The sequence below is a fragment of the Sporosarcina sp. Marseille-Q4943 genome, assembly GCF_943736995.1.
Taxonomy (GTDB): Bacteria; Bacillota; Bacilli; order Bacillales_A; family Planococcaceae; genus Sporosarcina.
In genome coordinates this window covers 1,907,501-1,919,578 of the sequence record NZ_OX031157.1, presented here as the reverse complement: position 1 = coordinate 1,919,578, position 12,078 = coordinate 1,907,501, and the positions used below count along the sequence as shown (strand labels likewise).

At 46.7% G+C, this 12,078-nt stretch carries 11 protein-coding genes, 2 rRNA genes and 1 other annotated feature (1 of these 14 running past the window's edge); of the genes, 2 read left to right on the top strand and 11 right to left on the bottom strand.

The genetic code is table 11. The annotated features are described in order from the left end of the window. Window positions 1–7: 7 nt before the first annotated feature. From NIT04_RS18650 to NIT04_RS18640, 3 genes are all read right to left on the bottom strand, one after another. Window positions 8–631, bottom strand: coding sequence for an acetylglutamate kinase (locus tag NIT04_RS18650; RefSeq protein ID WP_252504992.1), 624 nt, complete (start codon window positions 629–631; stop codon window positions 8–10). Between the two features lie 100 nt (window positions 632–731). After that, on the bottom strand, window positions 732–1,400 hold the full coding sequence (locus NIT04_RS18645; protein ID WP_252504991.1) for a deoxynucleoside kinase: 669 nt from the start codon (window positions 1,398–1,400) through the stop codon (window positions 732–734). After that, on the bottom strand, window positions 1,397–2,032 hold the full coding sequence (locus NIT04_RS18640; RefSeq protein ID WP_252504990.1) for a deoxynucleoside kinase: 636 nt from the start codon (window positions 2,030–2,032) through the stop codon (window positions 1,397–1,399). Before NIT04_RS18640 ends, NIT04_RS18645 begins: the two co-directional genes overlap by 4 nt. Before the next feature lie 131 nt (window positions 2,033–2,163). Between NIT04_RS18640 and tadA the strand changes: the two genes are divergently transcribed. Next, on the top strand, window positions 2,164–2,664 hold the full coding sequence (gene tadA / locus NIT04_RS18635) for a tRNA adenosine(34) deaminase TadA (RefSeq protein WP_252504989.1): 501 nt from the start codon (window positions 2,164–2,166) through the stop codon (window positions 2,662–2,664). 20 nt (window positions 2,665–2,684) lie between these two features. Here the strand turns inward: tadA and serS are convergent, their stop codons facing one another. The 3 genes from serS to pdxS all read right to left on the bottom strand — a co-directional run bounded on the left by serS (window position 2,685) and on the right by pdxS (window position 5,944). Beyond that, entirely contained in the window at window positions 2,685–3,959 is a 1,275-nt protein-coding gene (gene serS / locus NIT04_RS18630) for a serine--tRNA ligase (protein ID WP_252504988.1), read from the bottom strand. A 230-nt stretch (window positions 3,960–4,189) separates the two neighbouring features. Then, window positions 4,190–4,402 (bottom strand) — a binding site (T-box leader). Between the two features lie 21 nt (window positions 4,403–4,423). Next, window positions 4,424–5,011 (bottom strand): NUDIX domain-containing protein, encoded by a 588-nt coding sequence (locus NIT04_RS18625; RefSeq protein WP_252504987.1) that lies wholly within the window; start codon window positions 5,009–5,011, stop codon window positions 4,424–4,426. Window positions 5,012–5,098: 87 nt separating this feature from the next. Further along, window positions 5,099–5,944: a pyridoxal 5'-phosphate synthase lyase subunit PdxS gene (pdxS, locus tag NIT04_RS18620; protein WP_252504986.1), complete on the bottom strand. Its 846-nt coding sequence runs from the start codon at window positions 5,942–5,944 to the stop codon at window positions 5,099–5,101. A gap of 101 nt (window positions 5,945–6,045) precedes the next feature. Between pdxS and NIT04_RS18615 the strand changes: the two genes are divergently transcribed. Next, complete coding sequence (locus tag NIT04_RS18615) at window positions 6,046–7,449, top strand: PLP-dependent aminotransferase family protein (protein WP_252504985.1); 1,404 nt, start codon at window positions 6,046–6,048, stop codon at window positions 7,447–7,449. A gap of 183 nt (window positions 7,450–7,632) precedes the next feature. Here the strand turns inward: NIT04_RS18615 and NIT04_RS18610 are convergent, their stop codons facing one another. From NIT04_RS18610 to NIT04_RS18590, 5 genes are all read right to left on the bottom strand, one after another. Continuing rightward, window positions 7,633–8,976 (bottom strand): serine hydrolase, encoded by a 1,344-nt coding sequence (locus tag NIT04_RS18610; RefSeq protein ID WP_252504984.1) that lies wholly within the window; start codon window positions 8,974–8,976, stop codon window positions 7,633–7,635. A 146-nt stretch (window positions 8,977–9,122) separates the two neighbouring features. Continuing rightward, window positions 9,123–10,589 (bottom strand): IMP dehydrogenase, encoded by a 1,467-nt coding sequence (guaB, locus tag NIT04_RS18605; RefSeq protein ID WP_252504983.1) that lies wholly within the window; start codon window positions 10,587–10,589, stop codon window positions 9,123–9,125. 110 nt (window positions 10,590–10,699) lie between these two features. Further along, a complete protein-coding gene (locus tag NIT04_RS18600; protein WP_252505155.1) occupies window positions 10,700–11,179 on the bottom strand; it encodes a glutathione peroxidase in 480 nt (159 codons plus the stop codon). A gap of 566 nt (window positions 11,180–11,745) precedes the next feature. After that, window positions 11,746–11,861 (bottom strand): 5S ribosomal RNA (rrf, locus tag NIT04_RS18595). Between the two features lie 87 nt (window positions 11,862–11,948). After that, a 23S ribosomal RNA gene (locus tag NIT04_RS18590) occupies window positions 11,949–12,078 on the bottom strand; it runs 2,804 nt beyond the window's last position.

Below are 12,078 nucleotides of genomic sequence, written 5' to 3'. Positions count from 1 at the left end.
TCCTTTTTCATTTTGGTACGAACATGTATGGAAATTGCTTAAATATGCCTTCCGATATCATATCTGCCATCATCAATGCCTCCGCTTCAATCCGGTCGAATACTTGCACTTCCAGTTCGAAATTCTTTTGGATCAAACATACCGCTTCGAGCTTCAGCAAAGCCAAATGAGAATACATCATCTTCCGGAAAGCTTCTCTGTCGATATATGGATTGATTTGATTCAGAAATTCAGCAATTTCGTCCGCATTTCGGTACCAATTCGCTTCTAACGTCTCCACCTTTTCCGTTTCTCCGTTAACAGCAGCAGTCACCAAATCTGCCGCGATTGTGAGATGTTCTCTTATGAGGTTTCCATAAGCATTTGCGATTTGATCACCATAATACGGTCTTAAGGAATCTCCCATATCCGTTGCATTACGCAACAGGCGAGCGAGTACAAAGTTCACATCTGGAAGCTTGAAGACCAATGCCGTAACGGCCATCCGTGTCCAATAGACATGTTGCTGCCAGAGAAGCCGATTTTTATTCCATAATTCGACTTGGCCTTTGCTATAGCAATTAATCGGTTGCATGGGTTGCATAGGTTGGATCGGTTGCATCGGCAGGACATTTCCATAAAATTGATTCATTACACCACTCCAACATTCATACTTGGGTCAGTACATATATATTCGAACAAAGTGATAGAGGTGAAAAAAAAGAGCAGCCTAATTGTTGGCTGCTCTTTCCTTATTTCTTCAGCGCTGCGGACAAATTCAGCATATTACCGATCCGCTCGACAACTGTTTCCACTTCATGGGGATTGTTTTTCAAATCGTAATCCGTAATATCGATTCGAAGCACCGGACAAGCATTGAAGGAATCAATCCATTTTACATAGCGCTCATGAAGCTCTTCCCAATAGGAAAGCGGGGTCTGCTGTTCCATCAGACGGCACCTCTCTTGGATTCGCGCTAGGATTTTCTCGAATGGTCCATCCAAATAGACGAGCAGGTCAGGATGCGGGAAATACGGAGTCATAACCATCGCGTCAAACAGTTTCGTATATGTGTCGTAATCAACCGGATCCATCGTCCCTTTATCTTTATGCATTTTGGCGAAAATACCTGTATCTTCATAGATGGAGCGGTCTTGGATGAAGCCGCCGCCATATTCAAAAATCCGCTTCTGTTCCTTGAAGCGTTCCGCCAGAAAATAGATTTGCAAGTGGAAGCTCCATTTTTCAAAGTCATCGTAAAACCGGTCAAGGTACGGATTTTTATCCACGTTCTCCAAGGACGTCCGAAAATCCAATGCTTTCGCAAGTGCATTCGTCATTGTCGATTTACCGGCTCCGACTGTCCCCGCAATCGTAATGACCGCATTTTTCGGAATCCCATATTTTTCTCGTAAATTCATTGTACTGCTCCTTTTCTGATCGTCTCGTCGACTTTGCCGAGGATCGTTTGTAAATCCCCTGTGTCATTGACAAAGTCTAATTTATCACCGTTGAAATGCAGGACCGGAATTTCCGGATGGGCAGCTTCAAAGTCGGTGATGAACTGTTCATAATCCTCCGAGAGCTGTCGCAAATAGGAAGGATCGATATTCTTTTCGAAATCCCGTCCGCGAAGCGCAATCCGCTTCATCAACGTATCGAGCGTGGCATGCAGATAGATGATGACATTCGGAACCGGCATGTCCTTCGTTAAAATATAATAAATCTCTTCGTATTTCGCGTATTCATCCGCTGGGAGCGAACGCCTTGCGAAAATGAGGTTCTTGAAAATATGATAATCCGCTACGACCGGCTGCTGCCGACTTAAAAACTTCTTATGGATGTCGCTTAACTGCTTATATCGGTTGCAGAGGAAGAACATTTCGGTTTGAAAGCTCCACTCCTCGATGTCTTCATAAAATTTATTCAAAAATGGATTTTCATCCACGATTTCGCTTAACTGATGGAACCGTTGCGCTTCTGCAATCGCCTTTGATAACGTCGTTTTACCTACGCCAATCGGCCCCTCTACCGTAATGAACGGAACAGACATAACAAGCTCTCCTTTGATTCGTCAATTTCTGCACTTCATTTTATCATACAAGGATGATGAAACATAGACGTTGCCGCAAAATGGCAAGGCCCTTTGTAGGATGGTACACTAATTGCAAGGAGCGATGAATGATGGATGTATTTGAAATGGACCGCCGCTTCATGCGGTTTGCGATAGAAGAAGCTAGAAAGGCTGAGGCGATTGGTGAAGTTCCGATCGGGGCGGTTATCGTGAAAGACGGCGAGGTAATTGCCAAAGGACATAACTTACGGGAAACGTCACAAAATGCTGTCACACACGCAGAATTATCTGCCATACAAGACGCATGCAATGCCCTCGGCAGTTGGCGATTGGAAGAGACGACTTTGTATGTGACCCTTGAACCGTGCCCAATGTGTGCGGGCGCGATTTTACAATCGAGGATTCCACGTGTCGTGTATGGGGCACGTGATCCGAAAGGCGGTTGCGTCGATTCATTGTATCGATTGCTGAACGACCCGCGCTTCAATCATGAATGCGAAGTGGCGGAAGGTGTGCTTGGAGATGAATGTGGCGGTATGTTGACAAGCTTTTTCAGAATGCTACGGGAAAAAAAGAAGGCGCAAAAAAAGGCGATGCGTGAAGTCGATTGATTGACCCCGCATCGCTTTTCTTATCGAATAACTTCTTTTCCACCCATATACGGACGCAATACTTCCGGAATGATGACAGATCCGTCCTCTTGCTGGAAGTTTTCTAAGATGGCAGCAACAGTCCGGCCGACCGCCAAACCGCTTCCGTTCAACGTATGCACGAATTCAGGCTTCGCACCTTGCTCGCGACGGAAACGGATAGAAGCGCGTCTCGCTTGGAAATCTTCGAAGTTTGAGCAAGAAGAGATTTCACGGTATGTGTCTTGCGTCGGAATCCATACTTCGATGTCGTATTTCTTCGCAGCCGTGAAACCAAGGTCCGCCGTGCACATTTTCAGGACACGGTATGGCAGTCCAAGCAATTGAAGCACTTTCTCCGCATGCCCCGTCAACTTCTCCAACTCATCATACGACTCTTCCGGCTTCACAAAGCGGACAAGCTCTACTTTATTGAACTGATGCTGGCGAATCAATCCACGAGTATCGCGGCCTGCAGATCCAGCTTCTGAACGGAAGTTCGTGCTGTAAGCCGTATAGGCGATCGGCAATTGAGCACCGTCAATGATTTCGTCACGGTAATAGTTCGTCACCGGAACTTCAGACGTTGGAATTAAGAAATAATCCTCTTCCTCAACTAGGAACGCATCCTCTTCAAACTTCGGAAGCTGACCTGTCCCCGTCAAGCTCGTGCGGTTCACCAAATATGGCGGCAACATTTCCTCATAGCCGTGCTCTTCTATATGCAGATCGAGCATGAAGTTGATCAACGCCCGCTCCAGTCTTGCACCAAGCCCGCGGTAGAACACGAAACGGCTCCCCGTCACTTTTGCGGCTCTTTCAAAATCAAGCAAGTTCAGATCCGTGCCGATCTCCCAATGTGGCTTTGGTTCGAAACCGAATTCCGGCTTCTCGCCCCATGTACGAATTTCGACGTTATCGTCTTCGCTATCGCCGACAGGAACAGACTCATGTGGGATATTCGGAATGCGCATCATGATGTAGTTCAGATCTTCTTCGACTTGATGCAATTGCTCATCAAGTGTTTTGATTTCATCACCGACTTCACGCATGCGCGCGATGACGTCATCCGCATTTTCCTTATTGCGTTTCATTTCCGCCACTCTTTGCGAAACTTCATTGCGTTCAGCCTTTAGCACTTCCACTTTCGCAATCAGTTCTCTCCGCTTTTCATCCAGCCCGACGAACTTATCCAAATCCGTCAAGTCTTCCCCGCGCTTCGTAAGCTTTTCTTTCACTTCATCGAAGTTCGCACGAAGCAATTTAATGTCTAACATAACCGATTCCTCCTTTATTTGTTACGAACTTATAACCAGATTTCCGCTACAGGCGGACGCTTTCCGCGGGCACGGCTTCAATCTCCTCGTCACTTCGTTCCTGCGGGGCTTTCAGCTCGCGCTGTTCCGGCAGGAGTCGCCGCCTTTCGCTCTAATCCTGAATTACTCAAAAAACGATGATGAGCCAGTTATTATAATTGAAAACACAAAAAAAGCCCTCTATCCCCTATACAAGGGACGAGAACTACCCGCGTTGCCACCCAAATTGATCAGCAAAATAGCTGATCCACTCTTTGAAATAACGGTTCAATGTCCGGCTAGGCCTACTAATCGTTCAGCCCGGCTACTCAGGGACGGATTCGCAAGTGTCTTTACCGGCTCGCACCACCCGCCGGCTCTCTTGGAAAAACGTGCTTGCTACTGCTTCCCATCATCGTCTTTTATTTGAAATTAACATCACTTTACTACATGCCGCCACTTTTGGCAAGACTCAAGAATTCTCCGACCGCTTGAAAGTATGCTGTTTCATGTGGAACAAAGTCGGCCAGCGTGATATCCGTGGAATTATCGTCCGTACACGTGATAGTTTCCACTTCTCCTGTGAAGAGTGCCTGCAAATTTTCTATCGAAACGGAATGGATGCTTTCCACTTCCTCTTGCTGCAATGTAAATTCCTCGAATGCAAAAGTTGAATGATATAGAAAAACATTTGCAAATTCCTTGTCAATGAACCCCGGCAACTTGATGACATCCCGAACGAAACCCATCCGTTTCAGCTTAAAAGGGTCCACTTTTATGCCGAGCTCCTCCTCGACTTCACGAATTCCGTCCATAACTTCCTCATCCGCCTGCAAATGACCCGCAGCTGTAATATCATATAGGCTAGGGAAATCCTTTTTAGTCGCGCTTCTTTTTTGAATAAAAACGTTCGTATCATCCACAAGCCAACAATGGAACGTCTCGTGCCATAAACCTTTCTTATGGATGGTCCCTCTCGTTTCATCACATACATATTTATAATTTTCTTCGAATACTTTTAAAAGCTCTGCCAACTTGAGTCCTCCTGACTCCTTTGAGTTTATTCCAAAAAAGCATAAATGGCAAAGGCCAGAGCATGTAAAATGCCCTGGCTTTCATTTTCAAACTCCACGCACCGCCATCAATTCACTTTCCGGCAGCTTACTAATTTCCAGCCCCTTCATCGGCGTACCGATGTCTTTGGATAAATCACCGATCAATGCATAGTTTCGGAAATCTTCCGTCGCCATGACAATTGCACGCGCGAATCGTTCAGGGTTGTCGGATTTGAAGATGCCTGATCCGACGAATACGCCGTCAGCGCCGAGTTCCATCATGAGCGCCGCATCCGCAGGAGTCGCTACGCCGCCTGCCGCGTAATTGGTAACCGGTAGACGTTTCGTTTCACGAATCGCAAGCAATACATCATAGGGTGCAGCTAGATCTCTCGCCGCCACCATCAATTCATCATTATTCATATGAACGATTTGATTCACTTGCGCATTCACTTGGCGAAGATGGCGAACCGCTTCAACGATATTGCCCGTTCCAGGCTCCCCTTTCGTACGAAGCATCTTTGCCCCTTCTCCGAGACGCCGTGCTGCTTCCCCAAGATTGCGTGCCCCACAGACAAATGGCACTCTATAATCGCTCTTCAATAAATGGAACTCGTCATCCGCCGGGGTCAACACTTCACTTTCATCAATGAAGTCGACACCCATCGCTTCTAGTATACGCGCTTCCGAAATGTGTCCGATTCGTACTTTTGCCATGACCGGAATCGATACCGCTTTTTGAACCTCTTCCACGATGCGCGGATCCGCCATACGTGCGACACCGCCGGCTGCCCTAATGTCCGAAGGGACACGCTCAAGTGCCATGACGGCAACTGCACCCGCTGCCTCTGCCACTTTTGCCTGCTCCGCGTTGATAACATCCATAATGACGCCGCCATATTTAAATTCCATTTACTCTTCCCCCTTTTCATTTCATTCAGTATACTAGAGTATGACCATATTGAAATACTCAGTTTACCGAAATTCGAAGTGGTCAGATTGAGGTGTCGAAATTGGAAATGTTATTGATTGAACTAAATAAAGAAAGTGAAACCCCTCTATACGAGCAAATTTACCAGCAAATTCGCAAGGATATCACCGAAGGGAAACTTGCTGTCGGCGAAAAGCTCCCTTCGAAACGTAAACTCGGCGATTTTCTCGACGTTAGTCAAACGACAATCGAGATTGCCTATGGTCAGCTTGCCGCGGAAGGGTTTATTACCTCAAAACCGCGAAGAGGTTATTTCGTGCAGGAAATTGGCGAATTGGCGTACGTACAACCGACTGAGGCAGTGATTGTAGCTGCTGAAGAGGAGCAGAAAGAGCTGGAGATTGACTTTTCCCCGGGTAAAATCGATACGGAGTCATTCCCTTTCAAGCAATGGCGGAAATACGCAAAAGACACCATTGATGAATCTGCAAATCATCTCCTGCTATTGGGCCACCCACACGGTGATGTAGAGCTTCGTCAGGAAATCGCGAAGTATTTGTATCATTCGAGAGGAGTCGATTGCTCCGCGGACCAGATCATCGTCGGCTCCGGTACAGAGCAGCTTATGCCGTTGCTCATTCGGCTGCTCGGACCACAGGCAAAATATGCGATCGAGGATCCTGGCTATCCGCTCACCCATCATGTGTTCTTCCACAATAACAGGGAAGCGGTGCCGATTGCGGTCGACGAGGAAGGAATGGACGTACAGGCGCTCCAGCAGTCCGAAGCGACGGTGGCCTACGTGACACCTTCCCATCAGTTCCCTACCGGCACAGTGCTTTCTGCAGCGCGTAGAACGGCATTATTGAACTGGGCGGCTGCAAGTGCTAGCAATTTTATCATCGAGGATGATTACGATAGCGAATTCCGCTATACAGGACGCCCGATCCCATCATTACAAGGGATGGATAAAGCCGGCAAGGTCATCTACGTCAGCACCTTTTCCAAATCTCTTATGCCATCGCTTCGGATCGCCTATATGGTGCTCCCTCCCGTTTTGCGTAAACGCTACGAGGAGGCATTCATCCATTACTCGTCAACAGTGCCGCGACTTGACCAGCACACGCTTGCCCGTTTCATGGCTGACGGCCATTTTGCCCGACACTTGAACCGGATGCGGAAAGTGTATAAACGCAAGTTGCAACTGCTTACGGATTCCCTGCAGCAATATGCCCCGACAATTTCATTCTCGGGTGACGAGGCGGGCATGCATATCCTCATCAATGTTCATACAGACGAGGATGAAGATGCATTGTCCAAGGCAGCTCTCACCAAAGGCATACGCGTATACGGATTGAATGAATACCGCATCGCCGCGAAGAGCGTACGGCCATCCTTTCTAATCGGCTTCGGCGGCTTGGCAGACGACCAGATTGCATGGACCGTTGAGCAACTCATGGACGCATGGAAAATTAAAAAAAGGTGATGGGCCCTTGACGGACCCATCACCTCAGCCTGTTGACAAACGCTCGCATCCGTTGTTGCTCGTGTCGCTCGTCCGCTCATGAACCTTAGTTCTATTCACGTCTTCGCTCCACTTCGCGCCTAGGCTGACAAGCGTTTTCAATCAGGCTGAAAATATCACTAGTTATCATGTTTTCCATAAATATTACTTAAATAAACCTTTTATAAACCCAGTTGCACTTTCCCAAATACCGACGAAGAAATCACCGATTGCGCTCATCATTAGCGCAAACCATCCGGCTTTTTCGACATCATCTGTGACGACGACATCCATGCCGAGGTCTTTTGATTCGATGAATCCGTAATCCTCGCCCTCTTTTTTAACGAGCTTCACATGTCCGACGACCGTGCCTTTTTTGATAGGCGCTTCGAGTGCACCATCTTTCAATAAGGACTCATCAAGGACAAGCTGTGGCTCGAAAAGATCCTTTTCATTCGATTTGATCATTGCTCGAATTGGCTCTTTCACTTCTATGGAAACGGTTTTCTCTTTCCCTTTCAGTACGTCCAATGTTTTTTGCTTTTTGAATTGGTATCCTGCCGGAAGAAGCTCTTCTTCGGAAAACTGGCTGAATCCATAATCGAACAACGCCCGAGTCGCGTCAAAGCGTGCCTTGTAGGAACCGACTCCATTTGCGTCTACAGCTTTCATGACGACAGCGATGAGTCGCTTGTCTCCTCGTTTCGCCGTTCCCGTAAAGCAATGTCCTGCGAAATCAGTCGTTCCTGTCTTCAGTCCGTCGACGCCTTCATATTCGTAAACGAAACCTGGAAGCATGAAGTTCCAGTTGTCCATTTTGATGGCATCTGATGTTCCTTCACGGAATATTTTCGAATTGATTTTCGTCGTGTCCAAAACTTCCGGATAATCTTTCATCAAGTGGAATGCAAGCTTTGCAACTGATTTGGCAGGCATGACGTTTTCGTCATTCACCCCTGTACCTTGCGGATGCATCCCTTGTAAATATTCATTGTTCAAACCTGTTGAGTTGACGAACTTATAATCGACCAAACCGATTTCCTTCGCTTTGGCATCCATCAATTTTAGAAATTCTGTTTCCGTTCCTGCAATCGTTTCGGCAATAGCGATTGTTGCAGCATTCGCTGAATAGATTGCCAATGCTTCATAAAGCTCCCTGATCGTATACGTTCCATCTTTACGGAGCGGCACATTGCTTAGACGCCTGTCCTGCGAGATGGCATACGTGTAATCAGTGACTTTGTATTCCTGGTCCCAACTGATTTTGCCTTCTTCTATTGCTTCAAATAGGATATATTCAGTCATCATCTTAGACATACTTGCAATGCCGAGTGGTTTATCTGCATTCTCTTCGTATAAGATTTTTCCACTATCCGCGTCAATTAGAATGGCACCATCTACATGAATGCCGAGTGTCGATTCTGCTTGTGCAGGCGCTGTGCCGAACGTCATCATCAATACGAATGGAATGATCAGCAAAGCAACCCATTTTCTCATTTCCCGTTTCACCAAACTACCTCCGTCATTGCAATTTTCCACTTTATATTTTATCACATCATGAACACGATTAGGGGATTCGATTAAAAAAGCACCTTTCCGCTTATATCGAGACGTGCGGAAAGGTGCTGAAGTTCCATAGTTACTGTCTCCACTTATTACGAAATGGAGTAGTTCGGCGCTTCCTTCGTAATATGCACTTGATGCGGATGGCTTTCGCGCAAACCAGCACCCGTCATGCGTATGAACTGAGCTTTTTCGCGAAGATCGTGAAGATCCTTCGTACCGCAATAGCCCATGCCTGAGCGGATTCCCCCAACAAGTTGGTGAATCGTATCAGCGATTGGCCCTTTATAAGGCATACGGCCTTCGATTCCTTCGGGTACCAATTTCTTCGCATCCTCTTGGAAATAACGGTCTTTTGAACCGTGTTCCATTGCACCGACAGATCCCATACCACGGTACACTTTAAAGCGTCTTCCTTGGAAGATTTCCGAGTCTCCAGGGCTTTCCGTCGTGCCGGCAAGCAAGCTTCCGAGCATGACGACATGTCCACCAGCAGCCAAGGCCTTAACGATATCACCAGAGTATTTAATGCCGCCGTCCGCAATAATTGTTTTTCCGTGCTTGCGAGCTTCAGTTGCACAATCATAAACAGCGGTAATTTGAGGTACACCTACACCTGCAACGACACGTGTCGTACAGATGGATCCAGGGCCGATTCCTACTTTGACAACGTCGGCACCAGCTTCATATAAAGCTGCAGTAGCTTCTGCCGTTGCGACGTTCCCTGCAATAATATCAATGTCCGGGTACTCTCTACGGATTTGAGCGACCGTATCAAGCACACCTTTCGAATGTCCATGCGCCGTGTCGATGACGATGACATCGACTTCTGCAGCTACAAGCTTTTGCACACGTAGCATTGTGTCAGAAGTAACACCGACCGCGGCTCCTACGAGGAGGCGACCTTGATGATCCTTCGCTGCATTCGGGAATTCAATTACTTTTTCGATATCTTTAATCGTAATAAGACCTTTCAAGATTCCATTTTCATCTACAATCGGCAGTTTCTCGATTTTATACTGTTGCAAAATTTTCTCTGCATCTGCCAACGTCGTGCCGACAGGAGCAGTCACTAAGTTTTCCTTCGTCATCACATCATTGATGATTAGCGAATAGTCTTGGATGAAGCGCAGGTCACGATTCGTCAAAATCCCGACAAGCTTTTGCTCGTCCATATTGTTAACGATTGGAACGCCTGATATGCGGTATCTGCCCATCAAATGCTCCGCATCGAATACTTGGTGTTCAGGCGTGAGGAAGAAAGGATTTGTAATAACGCCATTCTCGGACCGCTTCACCGTTACAACTTGCTCGGCCTGCTCTTCAATGCTCATATTCTTATGAATGATGCCTAGGCCGCCTTGACGCGCCATTGCAATTGCCATCTTCGACTCAGTCACTGTGTCCATCCCAGCACTGATGATTGGAATGTTCAACGTCATTTTCTCTGTCAAACGGACCGAAAGATTCACGTCCTTCGGCAATACTTCTGAAGCGCCCGGTACAAGCAATACATCGTCGAAGGTCAACCCTTCGCGAGTGAATTTAGATTCCCACATTTCTTTTCCTCCTCTAATAATCGTTATCTGCAGTTGAATATTATTAAAAGATTATCAGCGCCTATGAGACGTGTCAAGGAGACATGAATAAGAAAAAGAATTCCTTAAATTCACTGAATTGACTTTTCAATCGCGGCTCGCATTTTAGTCGGGGATGTTTGCGGCGCAAAACGTTCCAGAACGTTCCCATTACGATCAATAAGGAATTTCGTGAAATTCCATTTGATGCCCTCAGTTAGCAGCCCCTTTTTTTGTTGCGTCAAAAATGAAAACAACGGAGCTGCATTATCGCCGACGACATCCACCTTTGCAAACATCGGAAATGTCACTCCATAGTTCATTTCGCAAAACGACAGCGTTTCTTCAATCGAATCGAATTCCTGATTCATGAAATTATCGGAAGGGAAGCCGAGAACGACAAATCCTTGATTGCGATAATCCTCGTAAAGTTGTTGAAGCTCTTTGAATTGATCCGTAAAACCACATTTACTCGCCGTATTTACAATGACGGCAACCGAGCCTTCATAGTCCTTCATCGATTGCAAAACGCCATCCGGCTTTTCAACCGAAAAATCGTAGATGGAAGCCATACTCATCATCACCTTTCCTCGCCTTTATTAATCAACAATAAGTCAACTTTGCGGGCAATGCAAAGATGATAGACGGATGATTTCAACCGTTGTATACTTCCCTCATCTCTCAGAAACGCATAAATCGAATCAAAGACGCATAAAGTCTCCGAAGCACGCATAAACCTTTCTAAATACGCATAATCGTAATTAAAAGCTCATAAACCAATATAAATCCGCATAAGTGGAGCTCACTCGGATGGGGTTGTTTTGGACGCCGAAGTACACCGAGTCCCTATACTATACAATATTGCTCCAATTTGTATGGATTTTTAAACATAAAAAAACCATCCCCCAAAGGGGATGGCCTTTGCCCGGCGACGTCCTACTCTCACAGGGGGAAGCCTGTTCCCTGCGTAATTTGCACCGTTGGTGTAAATTACGCAAAGCGGCTGCGCCGCTTTACTACCATCGGCGCTGAAGAGCTTAACTTCCATGTTCGAGGCAGGAACCGGTACGACAGATAGTTAACCTTCGGTTATATTGTTAAACATAAAAAAAACCATCCCCCACAGGGGATGGCCTTTGCCCGGCGACGTCCTACTCTCACAGGGGGAAGCCCCCTACTACCATCGGCGCTGAAGAGCTTAACTTCCGTGTTCGGTATGGGAACGGGTGTGACCTCTTCGCCTTCGTCACCAGACTATGTATGAACGATGCTTGTTCGTTCAAAACTAGATAAAACCAACATTGTCGCTGAACGTCAAGTTCAACCGTACTTAAGTAACTTAAGGTTAAGTCCTCGATCGATTAGTATCCGTCAGCTGCACGTGTCGCCACGCTTCCACCCCGGACCTATCCACCTCATCTTCTTTGAGGGATCTTACTTACAAATGTAATGGGAAATCTCATCTTGAGGG

Excerpts from the sequence above, each read along its gene's own strand:
- NIT04_RS18600 (WP_252505155.1), bottom strand. The coding sequence starts at position 11,179 with ATGGCTTCCATCTACGATTTTTCGGTTGAAAAGCCGGATGGCGTTTTG.
- serS (WP_252504988.1), bottom strand. The coding sequence starts at position 3,959 with ATGTTAGACATTAAATTGCTTCGTGCGAACTTCGATGAAGTGAAAGAA.
- tadA (WP_252504989.1), top strand. The coding sequence starts at position 2,164 with ATGGATGTATTTGAAATGGACCGCCGCTTCATGCGGTTTGCGATAGAA.
- NIT04_RS18640 (WP_252504990.1), bottom strand. The coding sequence starts at position 2,032 with ATGTCTGTTCCGTTCATTACGGTAGAGGGGCCGATTGGCGTAGGTAAA.
- NIT04_RS18650 (WP_252504992.1), bottom strand. The coding sequence starts at position 631 with ATGAATCAATTTTATGGAAATGTCCTGCCGATGCAACCGATCCAACCT.
- pdxS (WP_252504986.1), bottom strand. The coding sequence starts at position 5,944 with ATGGAATTTAAATATGGCGGCGTCATTATGGATGTTATCAACGCGGAG.
- guaB (WP_252504983.1), bottom strand. The coding sequence starts at position 10,589 with ATGTGGGAATCTAAATTCACTCGCGAAGGGTTGACCTTCGACGATGTA.
- NIT04_RS18645 (WP_252504991.1), bottom strand. The coding sequence starts at position 1,400 with ATGAATTTACGAGAAAAATATGGGATTCCGAAAAATGCGGTCATTACG.